The organism is Streptomyces sp. NPDC097595 (assembly GCF_044761525.1).
GTDB lineage: Bacteria > Actinomycetota > Actinomycetes > Streptomycetales > Streptomycetaceae > Streptomyces > Streptomyces drozdowiczii_A.
On the sequence record NZ_JBIWCN010000011.1, the window covers coordinates 187,819 to 209,585 of the forward strand.

Annotated in this window: 19 protein-coding genes; 7 read left to right on the plus strand and 12 right to left on the minus strand. The window is 74.3% G+C overall.

Translation table 11 applies throughout. The features are described from left to right. Window positions 1-522: 522 nt before the first annotated feature. The 6 genes from ACIQZN_RS19320 (at window position 523) to ACIQZN_RS19345 (ending at window position 8,207) form a co-directional block, all read left to right on the plus strand. The gene (locus ACIQZN_RS19320) at window positions 523-1,476 is read left to right on the plus strand and encodes a TauD/TfdA dioxygenase family protein (RefSeq protein ID WP_403994951.1); all 954 of its coding nucleotides are present in this window, start codon (window positions 523-525) and stop codon (window positions 1,474-1,476) included. Further along, on the plus strand, window positions 1,473-2,933 hold the full coding sequence (locus tag ACIQZN_RS19325) for a sulfatase-like hydrolase/transferase (RefSeq protein WP_403994954.1): 1,461 nt from the start codon (window positions 1,473-1,475) through the stop codon (window positions 2,931-2,933). The genes ACIQZN_RS19320 and ACIQZN_RS19325 overlap by 4 nt, the downstream gene beginning before the upstream one ends. Window positions 2,934-3,096: 163 nt before the next feature. Further along, window positions 3,097-4,059 carry a quinone oxidoreductase family protein gene (locus ACIQZN_RS19330; RefSeq protein WP_403994957.1) on the plus strand — a complete coding sequence of 321 codons (963 nt, stop codon included), beginning with the start codon at window positions 3,097-3,099 and terminating at the stop codon, window positions 4,057-4,059. Window positions 4,060-4,138: 79 nt separating this feature from the next. Further along, complete coding sequence (locus ACIQZN_RS19335; protein WP_403994960.1) at window positions 4,139-4,750, plus strand: TetR/AcrR family transcriptional regulator; 612 nt, start codon at window positions 4,139-4,141, stop codon at window positions 4,748-4,750. Window positions 4,751-4,965: 215 nt separating this feature from the next. Then, window positions 4,966-6,600: a ribosomal protection-like ABC-F family protein gene (abc-f, locus tag ACIQZN_RS19340; protein ID WP_403994963.1), complete on the plus strand. Its 1,635-nt coding sequence runs from the start codon at window positions 4,966-4,968 to the stop codon at window positions 6,598-6,600. Continuing rightward, window positions 6,597-8,207 carry an ABC-F family ATP-binding cassette domain-containing protein gene (locus ACIQZN_RS19345; RefSeq protein WP_403994966.1) on the plus strand — a complete coding sequence of 537 codons (1,611 nt, stop codon included), beginning with the start codon at window positions 6,597-6,599 and terminating at the stop codon, window positions 8,205-8,207. Before abc-f ends, ACIQZN_RS19345 begins: the two co-directional genes overlap by 4 nt. Here ACIQZN_RS19345 and ACIQZN_RS19350 read toward each other — a convergent pair. From ACIQZN_RS19350 to ACIQZN_RS19360, 3 genes are read right to left on the minus strand one after another with little or no spacing between them, the layout of a single operon-like run. Next, window positions 8,204-10,336: a xanthine dehydrogenase family protein molybdopterin-binding subunit gene (locus tag ACIQZN_RS19350; protein WP_403994969.1), complete on the minus strand. Its 2,133-nt coding sequence runs from the start codon at window positions 10,334-10,336 to the stop codon at window positions 8,204-8,206. The two genes, ACIQZN_RS19345 and ACIQZN_RS19350, sit on opposite strands and share 4 nt — an antisense overlap. After that, the gene (locus ACIQZN_RS19355; RefSeq protein ID WP_403994972.1) at window positions 10,333-11,325 is read right to left on the minus strand and encodes an FAD binding domain-containing protein; all 993 of its coding nucleotides are present in this window, start codon (window positions 11,323-11,325) and stop codon (window positions 10,333-10,335) included. Before ACIQZN_RS19355 ends, ACIQZN_RS19350 begins: the two co-directional genes overlap by 4 nt. Further along, the gene (locus tag ACIQZN_RS19360) at window positions 11,322-11,867 is read right to left on the minus strand and encodes a (2Fe-2S)-binding protein (RefSeq protein ID WP_403994975.1); all 546 of its coding nucleotides are present in this window, start codon (window positions 11,865-11,867) and stop codon (window positions 11,322-11,324) included. Before ACIQZN_RS19360 ends, ACIQZN_RS19355 begins: the two co-directional genes overlap by 4 nt. Window positions 11,868-12,072: 205 nt before the next feature. Here ACIQZN_RS19360 and ACIQZN_RS19365 point away from each other — a divergent pair, with 205 nt between their 5' ends. Beyond that, window positions 12,073-12,690, plus strand: coding sequence for a TetR/AcrR family transcriptional regulator (locus ACIQZN_RS19365; protein WP_403994978.1), 618 nt, complete (start codon window positions 12,073-12,075; stop codon window positions 12,688-12,690). Here the strand turns inward: ACIQZN_RS19365 and ACIQZN_RS19370 are convergent. The 9 genes from ACIQZN_RS19370 to ACIQZN_RS19410 all read right to left on the minus strand — a co-directional run bounded on the left by ACIQZN_RS19370 (window position 12,687) and on the right by ACIQZN_RS19410 (window position 21,767). Then, window positions 12,687-13,916, minus strand: a complete 1,230-nt coding sequence (locus tag ACIQZN_RS19370) for a VWA-like domain-containing protein (RefSeq protein WP_403994981.1) — start codon at window positions 13,914-13,916, stop codon at window positions 12,687-12,689. The two genes, ACIQZN_RS19365 and ACIQZN_RS19370, sit on opposite strands and share 4 nt — an antisense overlap. After that, complete coding sequence (locus tag ACIQZN_RS19375) at window positions 13,913-15,154, minus strand: AAA family ATPase (RefSeq protein ID WP_403994984.1); 1,242 nt, start codon at window positions 15,152-15,154, stop codon at window positions 13,913-13,915. The genes ACIQZN_RS19370 and ACIQZN_RS19375 overlap by 4 nt, the downstream gene beginning before the upstream one ends. A 59-nt stretch (window positions 15,155-15,213) precedes the next feature. Then, complete coding sequence (locus ACIQZN_RS19380; RefSeq protein ID WP_403994987.1) at window positions 15,214-16,584, minus strand: hypothetical protein; 1,371 nt, start codon at window positions 16,582-16,584, stop codon at window positions 15,214-15,216. 96 nt (window positions 16,585-16,680) lie between these two features. Next, the gene (locus tag ACIQZN_RS19385) at window positions 16,681-17,133 is read right to left on the minus strand and encodes a flavodoxin family protein (RefSeq protein ID WP_073967101.1); all 453 of its coding nucleotides are present in this window, start codon (window positions 17,131-17,133) and stop codon (window positions 16,681-16,683) included. A gap of 64 nt (window positions 17,134-17,197) precedes the next feature. Then, window positions 17,198-18,157 (minus strand): NADase-type glycan-binding domain-containing protein, encoded by a 960-nt coding sequence (locus ACIQZN_RS19390; RefSeq protein WP_403994991.1) that lies wholly within the window; start codon window positions 18,155-18,157, stop codon window positions 17,198-17,200. A gap of 347 nt (window positions 18,158-18,504) precedes the next feature. Beyond that, window positions 18,505-19,071, minus strand: coding sequence for a phage tail protein (locus tag ACIQZN_RS19395; RefSeq protein ID WP_403994994.1), 567 nt, complete (start codon window positions 19,069-19,071; stop codon window positions 18,505-18,507). A gap of 3 nt (window positions 19,072-19,074) precedes the next feature. Continuing rightward, on the minus strand, window positions 19,075-21,048 hold the full coding sequence (locus ACIQZN_RS19400; RefSeq protein WP_403994996.1) for a putative baseplate assembly protein: 1,974 nt from the start codon (window positions 21,046-21,048) through the stop codon (window positions 19,075-19,077). Continuing rightward, window positions 21,045-21,479, minus strand: coding sequence for a GPW/gp25 family protein (locus ACIQZN_RS19405; RefSeq protein ID WP_403994999.1), 435 nt, complete (start codon window positions 21,477-21,479; stop codon window positions 21,045-21,047). Before ACIQZN_RS19405 ends, ACIQZN_RS19400 begins: the two co-directional genes overlap by 4 nt. A 6-nt stretch (window positions 21,480-21,485) precedes the next feature. Continuing rightward, complete coding sequence (locus tag ACIQZN_RS19410) at window positions 21,486-21,767, minus strand: PAAR domain-containing protein (protein ID WP_018099786.1); 282 nt, start codon at window positions 21,765-21,767, stop codon at window positions 21,486-21,488.

The following is a 21,767-nucleotide window of genomic DNA, read 5'->3' on the forward strand; positions in this document are numbered from 1 at the left end:
GGCGGCGTGAATTCGCACGGGGCCGGTGACCGGGCCCGGGGGCGGCGCCCGCGCACTGCCGGGGCTCATGGGCGAACTCCCAGGCCAGGGAAGGTTTTCGGCCGCCCTTCGAAGGTGTCCGGCGACGCCGTGCAGGCGCCGATTGAACCACTGCCGTACGCCCTGCGGAGTGCCGGCGGGTGCTTGACGTACCCGGCGGGGCGCTGCGAGTCTCCGGGACATGTTCGCGACGGCACTCACCGATGCGCGGCCCGCCCGCGCCGGCCGCCCCGCTCCCCAGCCCGGGTGTCCGGGCCGCTGTACCGCCGCCTGACCTCACCGGCGTACCACCACCGCACCGCTCTCTCTCCCGGCCCGGCGACTCCGCTGAGCCGGCAACTCCGCGCACCGTCGCTCCGGGCAGTGCACCGTCTCCGCCCGTGGGCGCATCCCGCCCCAATTAATTCCGCTCCACAATTAATCGGCTCGCCGCCGGCCGCGCCCCAGCGCCCGGCCGCGACGGGCAACCTCGAAGGGAATCCCATGTCCTCCACCACCACCGCCGCCCCCGCCGTCACCGTCCAGCAGCTCGGCGGCCGTATCGGCGCGGTCATCTCGGGTGTACGGCTCGGCGGCGATCTCGACCCGGAGACGGTCGCCGCCGTCCGGGCCGCGCTCCTCGCCCACAAGGTCGTCTTCTTCCGGGAGCAGGACCACCTGGACGAGGACAGCCACGAGGCGTTCGGCCGGCTGCTCGGCACGCCCGTCGCCCATCCGACCGTGCCGTCCGCCGACGGACGGTATTCGCTCGGCATCGACTCCGACCACGGCGGCCGGGCCAACCAGTGGCACACCGACGTCACCTTCGTCCCCGCCTACCCGGCCTTCTCCATCCTGCGGGCCGTCGTGATCCCCCCGTACGGCGGCAACACCCTGTGGTCCAACACGGCCGCCGCCTACGCGGAGCTGCCCGAGCAGCTGCGCACCCTGGCGGACGGGCTGCGGGCCGTCCACTCCAACGACTACGACTACGCGGCGGTGCGGCCCAACGCCCTGCCGGAGGCGCTTCAGCAGTACCGCGAGGTGTTCACGTCGACCAAGTTCCTCACGGAGCACCCGGTGGTCCGCGTGCACCCCGAGACCGGTGAACGCGTCCTGCTGCTCGGCAACTTCGTGCAGCGGATCAGCGGCCTGAACGGGCGCGACTCGCGGGCCCTGGTCGACCTGTTCCAGTCGCACATCGAGCGCCCGGAGAACACCGTGCGCTGGGACTGGCAGGTGGGCGACGTGGCGATCTGGGACAACCGCGCCACCCAACACTACGGCGTGGACGACTCCGACACCCACGAGCGCAAGCTCCGCCGCGTCACCATCGACGGTGACGTGCCGGTCGGCGTCGACGGCCGCTCGTCCACGCTCATCAGCCCCGAGGCGGTGCCGGACCCGTCCTTCGGCATCCCGTCCGGCGCCTCCACCACCGAGGCGACGACTGCGTGAGCGAGCACTCCACGGTCCCGGAGGGCGGCGTCCCGGCGCCGCCCTCCGGGGCACGCCCGCAAGTGATCGTGGTCCTCACCGACCAGCAGCGCTGGGACACGGCCGGGGTGCACGGCAACCGGGCCGGTGTGACGCCCGAGTTCGACCGCATCGCCCGCGAGGGCACCCTTTTCGAGCAGGCGGTCACCCCCAACCCGGTCTGCGCACCAGCCCGTTCGTCGCTCCAGACCGGCCGCTACCCGACAGCCACCGGTGTCTTCCGCAACGGTCTGCCGCTCCCCGGGGACATCCCCACGCTGGCCGGTGAGTTCACGGCGGCCGGATACGCCACCGGCTACATCGGGAAGTGGCACCTGGCGGGCGACGACAACCCCGACGGGCCGGTACCGCCCGCTCTGCGGGGCGGCTACGGCGCATGGCTGGCGTCCGACCGGCTTGAATTCACCTCGGACGCGTACCGCACGGTGGTGCACGACGAGGACGGCGAGCCGGTGCGGCTGCCCGGCTACCGCGCGGACGCGCTGATCGACGCGGCGATCCGGTTCGTCGTCGATCACCACGACCGGCCGTATCTCCTCTTCCTGTCGCTGCTGGAGCCGCACCACCAGAACCCCACCGACGACTACCCGGCCCCGGCGGGCTACCGGGAGCGCTACGAGGGCGCCTGGCTGCCGCCCGACCTGGCCGCGCTCTCCCCGGGGGCCGAGCAGGGCGGGGCGCACCGCCACCTCGCTGGGTACCTGGGCCAGATCAAGCGGGTCGACGAGGGGGTGGGCCGGCTGCGCGACGCCCTGCGGAGCCTGGGCACCGAGGAGAACACGGTCCTGGCGTGGACGGCGGACCACGGCTCCCACTTCCGTACCCGCAACAGCGAGTACAAGCGCTCGGCCCACGAGGCGTCGGTCCGGGTGCCGCTGGCGGTCACCGGGCCCGGCTTCAGCGGCGGCGGGCTCGTCCGCCGACCGGTCAGCACGGTGGACCTGATGCCGACCCTGCTCGCGGCGGCCGGCCTCCCGGTCCCGCCGGGCGTCCAGGGGCGCTCCCTGCTGCCGCTGGCCGGCGGGGGCCTCGATCCGGAACGGCCCGGTTCGGTGTTCGTCCAGATCAGCGAGGACCGGGTGGGGCGTGCGGTGCGCACCTCGCGCTGGAAGTACGCCGTGGAGGCGCCGGGCGCGGACGCCTGGAACGACCCGGGCGCGGACCACTACACGGAGACGGAGCTGTACGACCTGGCGGCCGACCCGTACGAGCTGGACAATCTCGCCGGCCTGGAATCGCACCGCGCGGTCGCCGATGAACTGCGCCGTGAGCTCCTGGACTGGCTGGCGCGGATCGAGGGCGCGAAGCCTGCGGTCGTACGGGCCCCCGCGCGCCCGTCCGGGCAGCGCCGTGCGGAGTCCTTCCCGGCGGGCACTCCGTGGGAGGGGGTCCGGTTCGGCCATCGCCCGCGCGGGTGACATCACGGGCGGCTCGGCGCCGCGCCCGCCGGGGCCGGGGGCGGCCGTGCCGGGATGTCCCGCCGCCCCCCTGGACTGGACTTGCCGGTCCATTTTTGCCTTTCTACGGTGGCGTCACCGCGGCACACCGGTCGCGGCGACGGCTCACGGAGAGGTACACCCGATGCACGCGATCCGCATCACCGAGCACGGCGGCCCCGAGGTCATGGCCTGGACCGAACTGCCGGATCCCACCCCCGGCCCCGGCGAGGCCCTGGTCCGGCTCGGGGCCGCCGGCGTGAACTTCATGGACGTGGGCGCCCGCAAGGTGGGCGGCCCTGGCTGGGCCGCACCGACCGTACTGGGCGCCGAGGGCATGGGGTACGTGACCGCACTCGGCGAGGGCGTCGAGGGGCTGGCCGTCGGCGACCGGGTGGCCTGGTACTACCACCCGGGCAGCTACGCGGAGCTCCTGGCCGTCCCGGCGGACCGGCTGGTCAAGGTGGACGACGAGGTGTCGGACGAGACGGCGGCCGCGGTGATGATGCAGGGGCTCACGGCGAACCACTTCACCACCGAGACGTACGCGATCCGCCCCGGCGACACGGCCGTGGTGCACGCCGCAGCCGGTGGCGTGGGGCTCATGCTGACCCAGATGATCAAGGCGCGCGGCGGCCGGGTCATCGGCCTGGTGTCCCGCCCGGAGAAGGCGGCCGTCGCCGAGAAGGCCGGCGCGGACCATGTCCTCGTGTCGTCCGGGGCCGGGTTCGAGGACCGGGTGCGCGAGCTGACGGACGGCGAGGGCGCCCATGTCGTGTACGACGGCGGAGGCACCTCGACGTTCCGGTCCTCGCAGCTGGCCCTGCGGCTGCACGGGGTGCATGCCTACTACGGCCCCTTCATGGGCGTACCGTCGCTCTCGGTGACCGATCTGCCGAGCAGCATCCTGCTGTCGTACCCGACCGTTCAGGACCACGTCCCCACCCGGGAGGCCCTGGTCGCCCGGACCGAGGAGGTCTTCGCGATGGTGCGGGCGGGGCAGGTGTCCCCGCTCATCGGCGGGCGGTACGCGCTCTCGGACGCGGCGCGCGCCCACAGCGACCTGGAGTCCCGCCGGACCACCGGGAAGCTGCTGCTGATTCCCTGAGCGCGCGCCCGGCCCGTACGACCGTGAGAGCCCGTACGACCGTGAGTGCCCGTACGACCGTGAGAGAGGGAGAGACATCGTGCCGCTGACCCCCAAGGGCGCCGCGACGAAACAGCGCATCGTCGAGGGTGCCGCCGCGGCGATCCGGCGGCAGGGTGTGTTCGCACTGACGCTCGACGACGTCCTGGCGCTCACCTCGACCAGCAAAAGCCAGCTGTTCCACTACTTCCCGGGCGGTAAGGACGAGTTGATGCTGTCCGTCGCCCACCACGAGGCGGACCGGGTGATCGGCGACCAGCAGCCCGAGCTGGGCGCCCTCACCTCGTGGCCGGCCTGGCTGAGCTGGCGCGACAAGGTCGTGGCCCGCTACCGCGAGCAGGGCCGGGAGTGCCCGCTCGACATCGCGGTCTCCCGGATCGGGCCGGCGTCGTCGGGCGCGCAGGCCGTCGCCACCGAGCTGCTGGAACGCTGGCAGGACGCGCTGGCCGCAGGAATCCGACACATGCAGTCGATCGGGGAGGTCGATGCCGACCGGGACGCGGACCGCTCGGCGGCGGCCCTGCTCGCCGGGATCCAGGGCGGGGTGGTGATCCTGCTGTCCACCGGCAGCCTGAAACACCTGGAGGCGGCTCTGGACCAGGGCATCGCCGATCTGCGCCGCCGGGCCGGCACCGTAATCGAAAGGCCGTGAGCGGGGACGGCTGCTAAGATCGACGGGCCGTTCAGCGTGTACGAGGAGACCAGACATGGCAGGCGACGACGACATCTCCGGGTGATCCCGGAGCCCCATAGCCGCAGCGGGCGCCCAGGGCGCCGCGCAGTGGCCATGTCGTTGTTCCCTCTGTCTGACCATTCCTCCGGGGCCGTGGTGTCTCCCGTCCCCGGATGCACACGTGAGGTCCCCGTATGTCCGACGCATCCCTCATCTGCTCGAACCTCTCCTTCTCCTGGCCTGACGACACTCCGGTCTTCGCCGGCCTGTCCTTCAGCGTGGGCAGCGGCCGCACCGGTCTCGTCGCCCCCAACGGATCCGGGAAGAGCACGCTGCTCAAGCTGCTCGCCGGCGAGCTGCGCCCGAGCTCCGGTTCCGTCACCGTCGACGGCACGCTCGGCTACCTCCCGCAGAGCCTCCCCCTGACCGGTGACCTGTCGGTCTCCGAGGTCCTGGGCGTCGACGCGGTGATCCGCGCGCTGGACGCCGTGGAGTCCGGCGACGTGGACGAGAAGCACTTCGCGGTCATCGGCGACGACTGGGACATCGAGGAGCACACCCGCGCCCAGCTCGACCGGCTCGGCCTGGACGGCATCGCCCTGGACCGCGGCATCGGCACGCTCAGCGGAGGCCAGGTCGTCTCGCTCGGCCTCGCGGCCCAGCTGCTGAAGCGGCCGGACGTCCTCCTGCTCGACGAGCCGACCAACAACCTCGACCTGGAGGCCCGGCACCGCCTCTACGACACGCTGGAGTCGTGGAACGGCACGCTGCTACTCGTCAGCCACGACCGCGCGCTCCTGGACCGCATGGACCGCATCGCCGAACTCGGCACATCCGAACTGCGGCTGTACGGGGGCAACTTCACGGCGTACGAGGAGGCCGTGCGGGCCGAGCAGGAGGTGGCCGAGAAGAACGTCCGCAACGCCGAACAGGAGCTGAAGCGGGAGAAGCGCGAGATGCAGCAGGCCCGCGAACGGGCCGAGCGGCGCGCGAGCAACGCGGCCCGCAACCTCAAGAACGCGGGCCTGCCCCGCATCTTCGCCGGGAACATGAAGCGCGGCGCCCAGGAGGCCGCCGGCAAGTCCGGCCAGACCCATGCCGCCCGGGTCGGCGAGGCGCAGGCCCGCCTGGACGAGGCGGGGCGCGCGGTACGCGACGAGCAGCGCATCACGCTCGACCTGCCGGACACCGATGTGCCGGCCGGCCGCACCGTGCTCCTCGCCGAGCAGCTGCGGGTGCGCCTCGGCGGCCGGGAGCAGTTCTCCGGCGAGGGCGTCGACCTGACGATCCGGGGCCCCGAACGCATCGCGCTGACCGGGCCCAACGGCGCCGGCAAGAGCACCCTGCTGCGGCTGGTCAACGGGGACCTGGAGCCGGCCGGCGGGTCGATCAGGCGCGCCGACGGGCGGATCGCGTACCTCTCGCAACGGCTCGACCTGCTGGACCTCGGGCGCTCGGTGGCCGAGAACTTCGCCGCGTACGCGCCGCACCGGGAGGAGGCCGAGCGGATGAACCTGCTCGCGCGCTTCTTCTTCCGCGGCGACCGCGCCCATCTGCCGGTCGGCGTGCTGTCGGGTGGCGAGCGGCTGCGGGCCACGCTGGCCTGCGTCCTGTGCGCGGAGCCGGCCCCGCAGCTGCTGCTCCTGGACGAGCCGACGAACAACCTGGATCTGGTGAGCGCCGGCCAGCTGGAGAGCGCGCTCGCCTCGTACCGGGGCGCGTTCATGGTGGTCAGCCACGACGAACGGTTCCTGGAACGGATCGGGGTGGGCAGGTGGTTGCGGCTCGCGGACGGGGAACTGCGCGAGACGGGGGCACCGGAAGCATGAGTCGCGCCCTCCTCGCCCACGAACTGGTCCGCGTCCTCGGCACGAAGCGTGTCCTGGACGGGGTGTCTCTCACCGCGTCTCCCGGCGACCGCATCGGCCTCATCGGTGAGAACGGGGTCGGCAAGTCGACACTCCTGCGGCTGCTCGCCGGGGTGGACGAGCCCGACGCGGGGCTGGTCACCCGGCCCGCCGATGTGGGGTTCCTGCACCAGGAGATGCCTTACGACGCGGACTCCACCATCGCCGGTGTCCTGGACGACGCCCTGCGCGAGGCCCGGGCGGACCTCGCGGAGCTCGACCGGCTGTCCGGGCTGCTCGCCCGTACTCCGGAAGACTCGCCGGAGCACGCGCTGCTCCTGGAGACGTACGGCGGACGGCTCGAACAGGCCGAGGAGCGGGAGGTCTGGGACGCCGACCGACGCGCGGCCGTCGTGCTCGACGGGCTCGGGCTCGGCTCCCTGCCGCACGGGCGGACGCTCCGCTCGCTCTCGGGCGGCCAGCGCGGCCGGCTGGCGCTCGCCGCGCTGCTGGTGCGCCGGCCGACCGCCCTCCTCCTTGACGAGCCGACCAACCATCTGGACGACGAGGCCGCCGCGTTCGTGGAGGAGCAGCTGCGCGCGATGCCCGGGCCGGTGGTGCTCGCCGGGCACGACCGGGCGTTCCTGGACGCCGTCTGCACGGACCTCGTCGACCTCGATCCGGCGGTGGACGGGCCCGTGCGGTACGGCGGCGGGTACAGCGCGTACCTGGCGGAGAAGCGGGCGGAGCGGGCGCGCTGGGAGTTCCGGTACGCCGCGGAGCAGGAGGAGATCGGGGAGCTGCGCCGGTCGGCCGCGGTGACCGCGCGGCAGGTCGCGCCCGACCGGGGGCCCCGCGACAGCGAGAAGATGGGGTACGGGGTGCGGGCCGGCCGGGTGCAGAGCCAGATCGCGCGCCGGGTGCGCAACGCCACCCGCCGGCTGGACGAGGCGGAGCGCCGCCAGGTCGCCGAGCCGCCCGAGCCGCTGCGGTTCCGGTACCCCGAGCGGGCCGAGCCGCCCGGGCCGGGCACGCTGGTGTCCCTGCGCGGGGTGCGGTTCCCCGGCCGGCTGGCCGTCGACGAGCTCGACGTCGAGGCGTCCGACCGCCTGCTGGTGACGGGCGGCAACGGCACGGGGAAGTCGACGCTGATCGCGGTGCTCGCGGGCCGGCCGGTGGCGGCCGGTGAGGTGGTCAGGCGGCCGGGCCTGTCCGTCGGGGTGCTCGCGCAGGACAGCGTGTTCACCCGGCCGGACCGTACCGTCGCCGACACCTACGTACGGGTGCTGGGCGCCGACCGGGCGGAACTGGTGCCGCTGCTCTCGCTCGGGCTGCTGCGCGAGGCGGACCTGGGCAAGGAGGTGCGGCAGCTGTCGGCGGGCCAGCGGCGCAGGCTCGCGCTCGCGCTGCTGATGGCCCGCCCGCCGGAGCTGCTGCTCCTGGACGAGCCGACCAACCACCTCTCCCCCGCGCTCTGCGACGAGCTGGAGGAGGCGCTGGGCCCGGGGCCGGGTGCGGTCGTGGTCGCCAGCCACGACCGCTGGCTGCGGCGTCGCTGGCGGGGGCGCGAAGTGCGGCTGGGTGATTAGGGGCGGTCGGCCGCCGCTCGCAGGACGCGGTCCGGGCGGATCGGCAGTTCGCGGTGGCGTACGCCCGTCGCGTGCCACACCGCGTTGGCGATCGCGGCGGCGACGCCCACGATGCCGATCTCGCCGATGCCCTTGATGCCGACGGGGTCGCCGGGCACCGGGTCGTCGACCCAGTCCGCCTCGATGAGGGGCACATCGGCGTGGGAGGCGACGTGGTATCCGGCGAGGTCGGCGTTGACGTGCCCGCCGGTCGCCGCGTCGCGGACCGCTTCTTCGTGGAGCGCCATGGAGAGGCCCCAGGTCATGCCGCCGATGAGCTGGCTGCGGGCGGTGAGGGGGTTGACGATGGTGCCCGCCGCGAAGATGCCCAGCAGGCGGCGGGCCCGTACCTCGCCGGTGGTGACGTCGACGGCGACCTCGGCGAACTGGGCGCCGAATGAGTGCCGTTCACGCTGCGGCAGGGCGGCGATGGCGTCGGCGGTGTCCGCGCGGGCGGTGATCCCCTCGGCCGGGAGGCCGCCGCCCAGTGCCAGCCGTTCGCGGAGGTCGGCCGCCGCGAGGCGCACCGCCCAGCCCCAGGAGCGCGTGCCGGTGGAGCCGCCCGCGATCATGGCGTGGCCCAGGTCGCTGTCGCCGATGCGCACCTGGACCAGGTCCGGGTCCACGTGGAGCGCGTCGGCGGCGACGAGCGTCATGGCGGTGCGGGCTCCGGTGCCGATGTCCGCCGCGTTGATCCGCACGGTGTAGGTGCCGTCCGCCTCGGCGGTGACGGCGGCGGTGGAGCGGCCGACGCCCGAGGGGTAGGAGGCGGCGGCCGTCCCGGTCCCGATGAGCCAGCGGCCTTCGCGGCGCAGGCCGGGGCGCGGATCGCGGTCCGCCCAGCCGAACCGGCGGGCGCCCTCCTCGAAGCAGGCGAGCAGGTTGCGGCTGCTGAACGGCAGGCCCGAGACCGGGCCGTTGGCGGGTTCGTTGCGCACTCGCAGGGCGATGGGGTCCACGCCGCACTTCTCGGCGAGTTCGTCGAGGGCCGACTCGATGGCGAAGGAGCCGGGTGCCTCGCCGGGGGCGCGCATCCAGGTCGGCGTGGGCACGTCGAGCCGTACGATCCGGTGCCGGGTGCGGTGCGCGTCGGCGTCGTACAGGACGCGGCCGAGCACGGCGCTGGTCTCGATGAACTCGTGCACGCCGGAGGTGAGGTTCAGCGCCTCGTGGTCGAAGGCGCACAGCCGTCCTTCGCCGTCGGCCGCGACCCTGACGCGCTGGGCGGTGGGACTGCGGTAGCCGACGAGCGAGAACATCTGACGGCGGGTCATGACGACGCGTACGGGCCGGTGCAGTGCCGTGGTCGCCATGACGGCGGCGACCTGATGGGCACTCAGACCCTTCGATCCGAAGGCGCCGCCGATGTGTTCGGAGCGCACGCGGACCGAGGCGGGGTCCAGGGAGAAGAGCTGGGCGAGTTCCCCGGCCACCCAGGAGCTGCCCTGGTTGGAGTCGATGAGGTCGAGCCGGCCGTCGTCCCAGCGGGCGGTCGCGGCATGCGGCTCCATCGAGCAGTGGTGTTCCTCCGGTGTCGTGTACTCCGCGTCCACGACGAAGGCGGCCCCGTCGATCCGCTCCCGGATGTCCCCCTTGTCCGTGTCGGCCCGCACCGTCGGGGAGTCCTCGGGCCGGTAGGCGTCGTCGCGTCCGGCACGGAACGCCACGTCGTGCGGTTCCTCCTCGTAGCCGACGACCAGGGCCTCGGCGGCCTCCCTGGCCTGTTCGGGGGTCTCGGCCACCACGAGGGCCACCGGCCAGCCCACGAACGGCACCCGGTCGTGCTGGAAGAGCCCGACGACCGGGTTGGGCCGGCCGAGCATGCCCACGTAGCCGGTGTCGACGCGCGGGGCGTTGCCGTGGTGGAGCACGGTGAGCACGCCCGGCATGGCGAGCACGGGTTCGTCCGCCACGGCGGTGATCCGGCCCCGGGCGATCGTGGAGAGGACCAGCCAGCCGTGGGCGAGCCGGGCGAAGGGGATCTCACCGGAGTAACGGGCGGCGCCGGTGACCTTGTCGCGACCCTCGACGCGGGCGCGGCCCGAGCCGACGACCCCGGAGGCGGTGGTGGTGCCGGTCGTCGTGGTCATCGGGCGGCCTCCTCGGTGAGTCGGGTGAGCTCGGCGACGACGAGGTTGCGCATCAGCGTCACCTTGTAGCCGTTCTCGGGCAGGGGCCTGGCGGCGGCCAGTTCGGCGTCGGCCGCCGCGGCGAACGCGGCCTCGTCGGCCGGGCCGCCGGTCAGGACCCGTTCGGCGGTCCGGGCCCGCCACGGCCGGGAGGCGACGGCCCCGAAGGCGAGACGGACGTCGCGCACGACACCGTCGTGTACATCGAGGGCTGCGGCGACCGAACCGATCGCGAAGGCGTACGAGGCACGCTCGCGCACCTTGCGGTAGCGGGAGTGCGCGGCGGCCGGAGCGGGCGGCAGTGTGACGCCGGTGATCACGGCGCCGGCGGGCAGCGCGGTCTCGATGTGCGGGGTGTCGCCCACGGGCAGGTAGAACGCCTCGATCGGCAACTCGCCGGGGCCGTCCACCGTTTCGAACGAGACGACCGCGTCGAACGCCGCGAGGGCGACCGCCATGTCGGAGGGGTGCGTGGCGACGCAGTGCTCCGACGCGCCGAGGACGGCATGGTTGCGGTGGTCGCCGGCGAGGGCGGGGCAACCGGTGCCGGGGGCACGCTTGTTGCAGGGTTTGGCGAGGTCCGCGAAGTAACCGCAGCGGGTGCGCTGGAGGAGGTTGCCGCCGACGGTGGCCATGTTGCGCAGCTGCCCGGACGCGCCGGCGAGCAGCGCCTGGGCGAGGGCCGGGTAGTGGCGGCGCACGTCGGGGTGGGCGGCCAGGTCGCTGTTGGTGACGGTGGCGCCGATGCGCAGGCCGTCGTCGGGACTGAACCCGATCTCGTCCAGGGGGAGTTCCCTGACGTCGATGAGGAGGCTGGGGCGCTCCACGCCCGCCTTCATCAGGTCGACCAGGTTGGTGCCGCCGCCGAGGAGCCGGGCGCCGGGGTCGGCGCGGAGGAGGGCCACCGCTCCGGTGACGTCGTGGACCCGTTCGTAGCCGAACTCCCTCATACAACCGCCTCCTTGGTCTGGTCGGCGGCGCGGGCGACCGCCTGGACGATCTGTGTGTACGCCCCGCAGCGGCAGAGGTTGCCGCTCATCCGCTCACGGATCTCCTCGGCGGTGAGCGCGGGCGCCCCGGCCTCGGGCCGTACGTCCTCGGTCGCGGCGCTGGGCCAGCCGGCGGCGTGCTCCTCGATGACCGCGAGGGCGGAACAGATCTGGCCCGGGGTGCAGTAGCCGCACTGGTATCCGTCGAGGTCCAGGAACGCCTGCTGCACGGGGTGCAGGCGGTCGCCGTCCGCGACGCCCTCGATGGTGGTGATCTCGCGCCCTTCGGCCGCCACCGCGAGCTGGAGGCAGGCCACGGCCCTGCGGCCGTCGAGCAGCACCGTACAGGCGCCGCACTGGCCCTGGTCGCAGCCCTTCTTGGTGCCGGTCAGGTCGAGGCGTTCGCGTAGCGCGTCGAGCAGGGTGGTGCGGTGGTCGACGGTCAGCGTGTATTTTTCGCCGTTGACGCGCAGGGTGACGGCGCTGGACGTCGATGGGGCCATGATCAGCCTTCTTTCGCATGGGCTGGACCGCCCCGCACGCGACGGTGTGCGGGTGGGGGGCCGACGGAAGCCGGTCGGTCAAGTGGCCTGATCCGGCGCTGCGGTGGAGGCAAGCGGACAGCTGTCCGCTTGGTTGTCGAACCTAACGCGCGACTGTCCGGCGAGCAAGGCCGTCCCCGGCCGTGGCTCGGGAGGGGGGGGAAGGGTGCGGGACGCGAGGAGCACGCCCACGCGGCCGGACGCGCAGCGCAACCGCGAGCGCATCCTGGCCGTCGCGCTCACCGAGCTGACCCGGGCCGCGGACACCCCGGTGAGTGTGATCGCGCGGAAGGCGGGCGTGGGCCAGGGGACCTTCTACCGCAACTTCCCCCACCGCGAGGCCCTGGTCCTTGAGGTCTACCGGTACGAGATGCGGCAGGTCGCCGACGCGGCGGCCCAGCTCCTCGCCGACCGCCCGGCCGACCGCGCCCTGCGCGAGTGGCTGGACCGCCTCGCCCGGTACGCGATGGCGAAGGCGGGCCTGGCGGACGCCCTGCGCTCCGCGACCAGCGGGCACGGCAGCCTGGCGCAGGTCGGCCACGGCCCGGTGACCGAGGCCATCACGGTCCTGCTGACGGCGAACGAGGCGGCGGGCACGATACGCGTGGGGGTGACCCCGGACGACTTCCTCCTCGCCATAGCGGGCCTGTGGCAACTGGACCCGCACAGCGACTGGCAGCCCCGCGCCGCCCGCCTCTTCGACCTGGTGACGGACGGGCTGCGGGCGGGCGCGTCCGGGGTCGAACACATGCGCCGTCACCCGGATCAACGGGACTCCGGCTAGCCGATGTTGACGACGCACGCCCACTCGGGCGGCGAGTCCGGTACGTAGTCCGGATCCTCCTCGTCCCAGGAGTCCCGGTCCGCCCGGTCGAAGAGCCCCACCACCGTCCGGCACGCCGGCTGGACGGTGGGCCACGGGGTCTGCCCGTCGGTCAGGGCCACGACGACATCGGGCCGGGGATGCGTCCGCAGCGCCTTGGCGAAGCCCGTACGCAGATCGGTTCCGCCGCCGCCCACCAGCGGAATGCCCTCCGCGCTGCACAGCGGGTGCACGACCCGGGCGGCCGCGTCGCAGGACAGGACCCTGACCAGGTCCCGGCGCCCGCCCACGGCACGGGTGATCGCGGACACCTCAAGCAGCGCGCTGCCCAGTTCCGCGTCGCTGACCGAGCCCGAGGTGTCGATGACCACGGACACATGCGGTGGTCTGCGCCGCAGGCTCGGCAGGACCACCCCGGGCAACCCGGCCGAGCGCCGTGAGGGACGCCCGTACGAGTAGTCGTCGCCCGCGCCGGGGCCGGACACGGCCGACCGGACGGCGGCCCCCAGCAGGTCGCGCCACGCCTGGGGCGGGTGGAACGCCTCCTCCGCCCACCGCTTCCACGCCCTCGGCGCATGGCCCGGGCGGCCGGTGATGCCCTGGGCCACCCGGAAGCGCACCGCGTCCCGCTCCTGCTCACTGAGCCCGTGCGCGCCGTCGGGTCCGAGGTCCCACTCCCGGTCGAGCCCGTCGGAGCCGCTGCCGCAGTCCAGCCAGGCGAAGTCCTGCGTGTGCGGCCCCAGCCGGAACAGGTGCAGGTACTCCTCCATCAGCCGCCCCTCGGGAAGCCCCAGCGTCGCGGGCCACACGGCTCCCTCGGGGGCGGCCAGCCCGTCCCCGTACACGTCGTCGTTGATCTCGCAGTCGGCCGCGATGTTCATCCGCAACCGCACCCCGGCACCGGTCAGTGCGTGTCGGCGCGCGAACCGGTCGCCGCGCCCGTGGTGGTCGCGCAGCAGGTGCGACACCTCGTGCACCCACACCCCGGCGAGTTCCTCCACCGGTGTGCGGTCCACGAACAGCGGCGATACGTAGCACCGCCAGTGGCGGTCGACGGCCATCGTCGGAACGCGCCGCGACTCGACCACATGGAGGGCGAACAGCGCCGTCGCCAGGAACGGGCGGGCCCTGACGGCCTGCAACCGGGCGGCGAAGAGCTTGTCGCGGTCCAGCTCGACCCCGGTCACCGGCCGCCCTTCGTCGCCACGGCGGCGCGGGCCGCCGCGTCCTCGGCGCGCCGGGACACCGACACGACTCCCGCCAGCGCCTCGATCGACGCGGGCACGTCCCACTCCTCCCGCCTGAGCGTGGCGAGGGTGGTCGCCGGGACGACGACCAGGTCCGGTGCTCCGGTCTCGACCGCGCGCACCAGAACCGTCCAGGCGGCGTCCCAGCGCGACCGGTCGAGGCGTTTGCGCACCGCCGCGACCACCCCGTCGAGCACCGCCTGCCGCAGGTCCCCCCGCTCGGGCAGCACGACGGACGCCGGGTCGGCGAGGAGTGTTTCGGGGTCCGGGAGGTCCATCCGGTCGATGGCAGCGAGGAGTTCGAGCCCCGGCCCGTCCCCGACCGTGCCCCGGACGAGCAGCGAGAGCACATCGCGGGAGACTCCGGCGGCGGTGGCGAAGGCGATCAGGGTGAGCGTCATGTCCCAGCTCCGGGGAGACGGCCAGGCGCCGCCCCTGCGGGTCTCGCCGCTGGGCAGCCGGTGGACGAGCGCGGGACGGGCCGCGAGAAGCCCGCACACCGCCCGGCGGGCGAAGTCGACTGCCTCGGCGAGGCGTTCGGGCTGGAGCCGGGGCAGGGTCGCCCGGGGCCAGGTCCCGCCGAGACCGCGTACGACGACGTCCTGGTCATGGGTCCACTGGAGGTGGACGAACCGGTTGGCCAGCGGCGGGCTCAGCTCCCAGCCGTCCGCCGCCGACGAACGCGGGTTGGCGGCGGCCACGATCCTTACACCGGGCGGCAGTTGAAGCGCCCCGACCCGCCGCTCCAGTACGAGTCGGAGAAGGGCCGCCTGCACGGCGGGCGGGGCCGTGGACAGTTCGTCCAGGAAGAGCAGGCCGCGCCCGGCCCGGACCAGCCGCACGGCCCAGTCCGGCGGCGCCATGGGGACGCCCTGCTCCGCCGGATCGTCCCCGACGACGGGCAGCCCGGAGAAGTCGGACGGCTCGTGCACGCTGGCGATGACCGTAGTGAGCCGCAGCCCGAGGTCGTCGGCGAGCTGGGTGAGGGCGGCGGTCTTGCCGATGCCCGGCTCACCCCACAGCAGCACGGGCAGGTCGGCGGCGACGGCCAGCGTCAGGGCCTCCAGCTGGGTGTCGGGGCGCGCTTCGGTCGTCGTGTCGCGCAGCAGGGCGGTCAGCGCCCCGGCGATGTCGAGCTGGGAGGCCGTGGGCGGGGCGGAAAGGGTGCTTACGGGCATGGGTCATCACCTTGTGAGTCGTGGTGGGCAAGTGCGAGTGCGGGGTGCGCGCGCACCCGTCAGCGCGCCCCCGCCCGACGTGGGCGCGTGCGGCGTGCGGGAGCGGGCGGAGGGACGGGGTGGCAGGTGCTGGGGCCGGGTTCGATCAGGTCGGCGCGGTACAGGCCGTAGGTGATCCTGCGGAGCGCCGCCGTCTCCAGTTCGTCGCGGAGTGGGCCGTCCCGGAGCTGCGCGCCGTGGCCGAGGAGCCCTTCGACCACGGCGAGGGCTCCGGCGATGTCGCCGTGGTCGAGCCGTTCCCGTACCCCGGTGAGGCAGTCCGGGCGGCGGTGGGCCTCATCGATGGCCCGGAGGCACGGCAGCGGGGTGCCGGTCAGGGCGACCAGCAGTTCCTCGCGCCGGATCTCGGCCGGGTCGTGGTCCAGGGCCGACAGCACCCCGTCGACCAGGCCGATCCGGTGCCGGGCGCCCCGGCAGTCCACGACGCGGGGGTGCCCGGCGCCCGCCGGAACCGGTGGCGGACCGGCCGGTGCGTGCCCGGGGGCGAGCGCGGCCGCGACGAGCGGGTGCAGCCGGTCGGCCGCGATCGCGCCGGACCGCAGGAGTTCGAGGTCGGGCAGCGCCCAGGTGGCGGCGTCGGGGAGCACCAGCGGAGAGCGGCCGGCGTCCGCCCCGGCGTCCGCGAGCCGCAGACGGCCGTCCGCGGTCGCGTGCAGCAGCAGCCGGTGCCGCCCGCCCAGCCGTACGGTGACGGGGCCCGAGGTGCGGCCCTCGGCATCGAGCAGCAGCGCGGCCTCCGCCGCCCAGCGGCCGACGGCACAGCGGCGCCCCGGAGGCAGCCGGCGGAGCAGGTCCGGGTCCGTGGCGCCGTCGACTCCGGAACGTATCCGCAGGTCAGCAGCGTTGCGCGCGTCCCACAGCTGGCGGTGCAGGTCGAGCCGGAACCGCCGGCTGGGGTACGGGTGCGGATGCAGGCGTACGGTCCCGGAGCCCGTGCCGTCCCACAGGCCGAGGCTGATCCGCTGCCCTGCATCCGCCCAGGCAGGCGGTGTTCTGGCCACCAGGTGCACGGAGGCCGGGGCACGAGCGGTCCCGGGACGCGGCTCGGAGTCGTACCGCGCGAGCGCGATCGTCAGCCCGGGGCGCAGCAGTCCGCGCGGGGCGATCCTCGGCATGTGCCAGCGCAGCAGGTCCGGTGCCAGGTGGCGCAGGTCCGCGCGTACGCGGGCGGCGAGTTCGCGCCCGTACGTGCGGGCCAGGGCCCGGGGCGTGAAGTCGACGTCGACACCCGCGGCGGCGCACGCGCCGGCCCAGTCGCCGGTACGACGTCGGGCGGTGGCGGTTTCGATCATGGAGGGCGGCACGGCGAACTCGCGCACGCGCAGCCAGAAGGACAGGAAGGGATCCTCGTCGGGCCGGTGAGTGGTCATCAGCACTCACCTTGCGCGGACGGGGCCCCCAATCTTTGGAGAGAGTGAGTCGTCATCGCGGCACAGCGTAGCGTCCGGACGCCGGTCGCGCAGCCCTTATTCGGTGAGACCGGCGGCGAGCGTGGCCCCCAGCTCCCAGCACGCCTCGGTGTCGGCCCTGCCCGGCTCGCCCGTCACTTTCACGGCCTCCGCCGCCCGGCGCCAGCCGAGGCCGGTGGTGATCGTCTCGATGCCGCGCACGGCGCCCGTGACGTCATTGCCGCCGTGCACGTAGTAGCCGAAGGGGCGGCCCTGCGTGGTGTCGAGGCACGGGTAGTAGATCTGGTCGAAGAAGTGCTTGAGCGCCCCGGACATGTAGCCGAGGTTCGCCGGGGTGCCGAGGAGCAGCCCGTCCGCTTCGAGTACGTCGGAGGCCGTCGCGGCGAGCGCGGCGCGCCGTACGACGCGCACGCCCTCGATCTCGTCCGTCGTCGCACCGGAGACGACGGCCTCGAAGAGGGCCTGGCAGTTCGGCGAGGGCGTGTGATGCACGATCAGGAGAGTGGGCACAGCACCGAACCCTGCCGTCCCCCTTCCTCCGTCGCAAGCCGGACGCGCGTGGTGGGCTTCGGTGTCAGGAGCGGTGGCCGAAGAACTCGACCTCGGCGACCGCCACCCGGCGGCCCTTGCCGGTGCCGTACGCGGAGTCGACCGTGAGCCGGACGCGGACGGTCTGCGAGCCCCGTAGGTCGAACGTCTGCTGACCTGCCTGGTCGGCGAGCCGGATCGTCTTCGTGCTCTTGGTGCCGTCCCGCGCGGTCAGTTCGGCGATGAGCCTGGCCGGCCGGGCCTGCGTCAGATACTCGTCCGTACGCGTCGAGGTGCCGGAGAACACCACCATCTTCCGCAGCCGGACCGGCGCTTCGAACGCGCACTCAAGGAACTCCCCCGCCCCGCCGCCGGTGGCCTTCGGTGCCCAGTACCGGTTGTTGAAGCCGTCCACGGCGGCGGCCGCGGCATGCCCCGGAGCCGCGCTCGACGCCTTGCACGCGGAGGGCGGCATCGCCTCCGGCGCACCGGTCTCCTCCTTGGCGAGGCCCAGCAGCCCGGACAGGTGCGGCAGCGCGAACCACACCCCGGCCAGGACGAGGAGCAGCGCGAGGGGAATCCCGAGCCTCGGCCCCCGCCTGCGGCGTCGCGGACGCGCCCCGGCCGCGTGGCCCCTCGCCGGGTCCCGGCGGAAGAGGCGGCGCCACCAGGGCGGACGCGCCTCGGGCGGGGGTCCGGGGTCGAGGAGCAGGGCGCACCGGACGCACAGGGTGCGGTCGGGTGCGTTCTCGGTGCCGCAGCCCGGGCAGCGCACGGGCGCGGCGGCCCTGACCGGCGCGGCGGGCGGCTCGGGCCCCGACGCGTCGGGCGTCCAGGCCGCGGGGCCGGGCGGGGTGTCCGGCCGGTCCCCGGGGCGGCGGGGGGCGGCGGGCTGTGCGGGGGCGGACGGCGGACGGCGTGCCGGGTCGGGGCGGTCCGGGTCCTGGGCGCGGAACGCGGGGCCCGGCGGGCGCTGCGGGGGGATGGCGGGGAGGGGGTTCACCACGTGGGGCGGGAGCGGCGGGGTGGGGGCGGCCGGGCGGGGTGGGCGCGGGGGTAGGGAGGTCGGGGGCGCCGGCTCCGGCGGTGCGGGGGCCGGAGGCGCGGGCGTCGGGTTCACGGGGGTCGGGGGCGCCGGGACCGGAGGCGCGGTGGTCGGGGGCACGAGGTCCCGGCGCGGTTCCGGAGCCAGGGGCGGGGCCGGGACGGGCGGCGGCCCCGGCTCCGGCGGATCGATGGGTGCACGAGGCGCCGGCGGCGCGGGCTCGTCGCCCTCCTCCCACGCCAGAAACGCCTCGCACGACACGCAGAATTCGCGCCCCGGTTCATTCCTCGTCCCGCACGACTCGCAGATCACCGCGTCGCACCCCCCGCGCCCTCGTCCGAGGGCAGGATCTCCAGCGTGTAGCCCACGTGGGCCGGCACCTCCGTGCCGATGAGTTCTTCCAGCCGGGCCCGGTCCACGGCCCGGCCGCGCCCCTCCCTGACCCGGATCGTCACCCAGGGGCGCGGCGCGCCCGGAAGCGTGGTGCCGGTTCCGGTGGACCAGGCGGTGCCGCCGCTCTCCGTGATCTCCGGGTCGGCGCCGGTCGCCAGGCGTATCGCCTCGGCGAGGCCGCCCGCCGTCCCGCGCCGGGCGTGCCGGGCCACCGCGCCGCGTACCGTCTCCCGGCGCCGCTCGACCGGTCCGTCCTCGGGGGACTCCGCCGCCACCCACTGCGCCAGCCAGACCAGGAAGTCGTCGGGGGCGCTGCGCGGGTCCAGGTGGGCGGGGAGGTTGTCGATGGTGAGCAGGACCGGGGCGAGGACGTCGTCCAGCGCGGTGAGGAAACGGCGGAGGAAGTCCTGCTCCAGGTAGACGGCGGGGAGTTGGTCGATGAGGGGGTGCGGGGTGGGGAGCCCGGGGACGCCGGTGCGCATGGATCAGGCTCCCCTCACGCGAAGCTGGTGCTCGTAGCTGAAGACCAGCGCGTGCCGGTCGAGCGGGATCTTGGTGGTGGCCTCGGTGCGCTCGCCGGTCACCGGGTCGGCGCGGTAGAGCCGTACGTCCTCCACCAGGTCCACGCCAGGCACTCGTTGGAGCACGGCGAACGCCTCGCCGGACTGGACCGGACGCCCGAACGGCCAGCCCTGCCCGCCGGGCCCGCCGGTCAGGGCGTTGAAGTACCCGTACAGCGCGGCCAGTGCCGCGTCGCGCACGCGGTCGCGGTCCGCGCCTGGCTCGGCCTGGACCGAGGCGACGACGGTGACGCCCTGGTAGAACGGCGGTTCCACGACGAGGCGGGCGCCGATCGGGCGGCGCTCGTCCAGGTGCCCGGCGATGAGGCGCAGGGTCTGGGCGGGCGGGACCAGCTCGTCGAACTCGATCCGCCCCTGGTCGTCACTGCGCCCCGCCGGCACGACGAGGAGCCGTACGCCCTGCGCGCTGGCGCCGCTCTCGTCGCCGTCGGCCCCGGCCCGGATGCAGTGGACCCGGGCCGCGTCCGGGGCGACCTCGCGGGCGAGGAGTTCGTAGTCGTGCGGGACGACGGCCCGGTGCAGGGTGCGCAGGGTCATCGGGCCGCGCACCCGGGCGCTGTCGACGCTCTCCCCGTCGACGCCGCCGAGCGCGGGCCTGCGGTTCTCGACGCGGGCCACGTACGGGAGCGCGCTGCGGAGGATCTTCAGGGTCGACCGGGCGACGTTGCCGCGCAGTCCGCCGCCGGTGCGGTACGAACGCGCCCTGACCGTGGCGCCCTTGGCGGGGACGGCCCCGTAATAGCGGATGGAGCCGTCCCGTTCACGTACGGCGGGGCCGAACTCGACGCGGCCCGAGTTGGGGTCGAGGGTGAAGTGCCGGTCCTCGGGGCCGGAGTGTGCGAAGTCGTCGACCCTGGTCCAGCGGGTGTACTCCGGTTCGGGGCCGCTCGCCGGGTCCGCGACCTCGACCACGAAGTCCCCCGGCACGACGGGCGAGCGCGCCAGGGTGAACGCCTGCCCCGGTACGCCCTCCGCCGCGCCGAGCACCTCGTCGGTGATGGTCTCGGCGTGCTCGGCCGCGACGGTGGCGCCGATGGTGAAGGCGGTGACCGACCGGACCACGGGCGGCGCCAGGTAGGTCGGGCGGCCGGGCTCGGCCTCGATCAGGCGGCAGCGCAGCCAGCCTCCGGTGCGGCGGACGACGGCGGCGGGGGTGTGGGTCCTCGGCAGGTGCAGGATGAGTTCGCCGGACCGGTTGAAGCCGCCGGTGTCGTCCTTCTCGACCTCGCAGGCCGCCCAGGTGGTGCCGTCCCACGCCTCCCAGACCAGGGGCGGGCGCAGCGGGTCCACACCGACGCCCTCGACGCGGCAGTCGAGCCGCAGAACGACGACGCCGGCCGGCACGGCGGCCGACAGGCCCACGTAGAGGCAGTCACCGGGGGCGGGCGTGGCGCCGAAGCAGGCCACGTCGCGGCCGATGGCGAGCTGCTCGGTGCGGTCCACCACCTCCTCGGCGGCCGGCCAGGTGGCGAGGTGGGCGAACGAGCAGGGCACGACGGTGAGTTCGGACGTGGTGGTGAAGACGACCGCCTCCTCCGTCTCCGTACGGACGGTCGCCACCTCGGTCCCGGCGCGCACCACGACGGGGTCGGGGCGGGGCGCGGACAGCCGGAAGGTCACATCGGTGCGCGCGGCGGTCGGTGGGTGCAGCCGTACGCCGATCAGGTCGAGGAAGGTGAGGTAGCTCTTCTCCGGCACCCGGTTCACCCGGTAGACGAGCTGGTCGACCATCGTCGCGAACGCCTCGATGAGCGTGACGCCCGGGTCCGACACATTGTGGTCGGTCCACTCCGGGCAGCGCTGCTGGACCAGGCGTTTGGCCTCGTCCACCAGGCCCTGGAAGCGGCGGTCGTCCAGATGGGGACTGGGCAGCGTCACGCGCCGGCCTCCTCGTCGTCGGGGTTCGTCTCCGGTCCGTGCTGGGGGATCACGTAGAACGGGAAGACGAGGTTGCGCGGGTCGTTGGAACCGCGCACGGTGTAGCCGATGTCGATGTAGAGCACCCCGTTGTCCGCCTCGTCGAAGCGGACGGTGACGTCGGCGACCTCGATGCGCGGTTCCCAGCGTTCCAGGGCGAGGCGCACCTCGTACGCGAGTTGCCCGGCCGTTCCGGCGTCGGCGGGGGCGAACACGTAGTCGTTGACGGCGCAGCCGAATTCGGGCCGCATCGGGCGCTCGCCGGGCGAGGTCGCGAGGATCAGCCGGATCGACTCCTCCAGTTCGCGTTCGCCGCGCACCAGCGCGATGGACCCGGTGGCGTCCGTGCGCGGCGGGAAGGCCCAGCCGGCTCCGATGAACTGCTCTCCCATGTGCGTTCAGCCTCCGATCAGCACGGTGGCGCAGCCCGAGAGGATCGGCGCCCCGCAGCCGCTCAGGTCACCGACGCGGGCGGCGGGCCTGCCACCGATGAACACGCTCCGGCTGCCCGGGGGCGCGATCGGGGACGGCGGGTGGCCGAGCGGCGATGCGCACTGGTGGAGGGTGCCGACCGTGGCCGCCGGTCTGCCGCCGATCAGCACCGAGACCACCCCGGGCGGCCCGACCGTGCCGGGGTGGCCGGTGGGGTCGCCCACCCGGGCGGCTGCTGCTGACGGCAT

Coding starts and splice junctions, on each gene's coding strand:
- ACIQZN_RS19355 (WP_403994972.1), bottom strand. CDS start 11,325: ATGAGGGAGTTCGGCTACGAACGGGTCCACGACGTCACCGGAGCGGTG.
- ACIQZN_RS19395 (WP_403994994.1), bottom strand. CDS start 19,071: ATGCGCACCGGCGTCCCCGGGCTCCCCACCCCGCACCCCCTCATCGAC.
- ACIQZN_RS19345 (WP_403994966.1), top strand. CDS start 6,597: ATGAGTCGCGCCCTCCTCGCCCACGAACTGGTCCGCGTCCTCGGCACG.
- ACIQZN_RS19380 (WP_403994987.1), bottom strand. CDS start 16,584: ATGACCACTCACCGGCCCGACGAGGATCCCTTCCTGTCCTTCTGGCTG.
- ACIQZN_RS19410 (WP_018099786.1), bottom strand. CDS start 21,767: ATGCCGTCAGCAGCAGCCGCCCGGGTGGGCGACCCCACCGGCCACCCC.
- ACIQZN_RS19360 (WP_403994975.1), bottom strand. CDS start 11,867: ATGGCCCCATCGACGTCCAGCGCCGTCACCCTGCGCGTCAACGGCGAA.
- ACIQZN_RS19330 (WP_403994957.1), top strand. CDS start 3,097: ATGCACGCGATCCGCATCACCGAGCACGGCGGCCCCGAGGTCATGGCC.
- abc-f (WP_403994963.1), top strand. CDS start 4,966: ATGTCCGACGCATCCCTCATCTGCTCGAACCTCTCCTTCTCCTGGCCT.
- ACIQZN_RS19375 (WP_403994984.1), bottom strand. CDS start 15,154: ATGCCCGTAAGCACCCTTTCCGCCCCGCCCACGGCCTCCCAGCTCGAC.
- ACIQZN_RS19320 (WP_403994951.1), top strand. CDS start 523: ATGTCCTCCACCACCACCGCCGCCCCCGCCGTCACCGTCCAGCAGCTC.
- ACIQZN_RS19405 (WP_403994999.1), bottom strand. CDS start 21,479: ATGGGAGAGCAGTTCATCGGAGCCGGCTGGGCCTTCCCGCCGCGCACG.
- ACIQZN_RS19350 (WP_403994969.1), bottom strand. CDS start 10,336: ATGACCACGACGACCGGCACCACCACCGCCTCCGGGGTCGTCGGCTCG.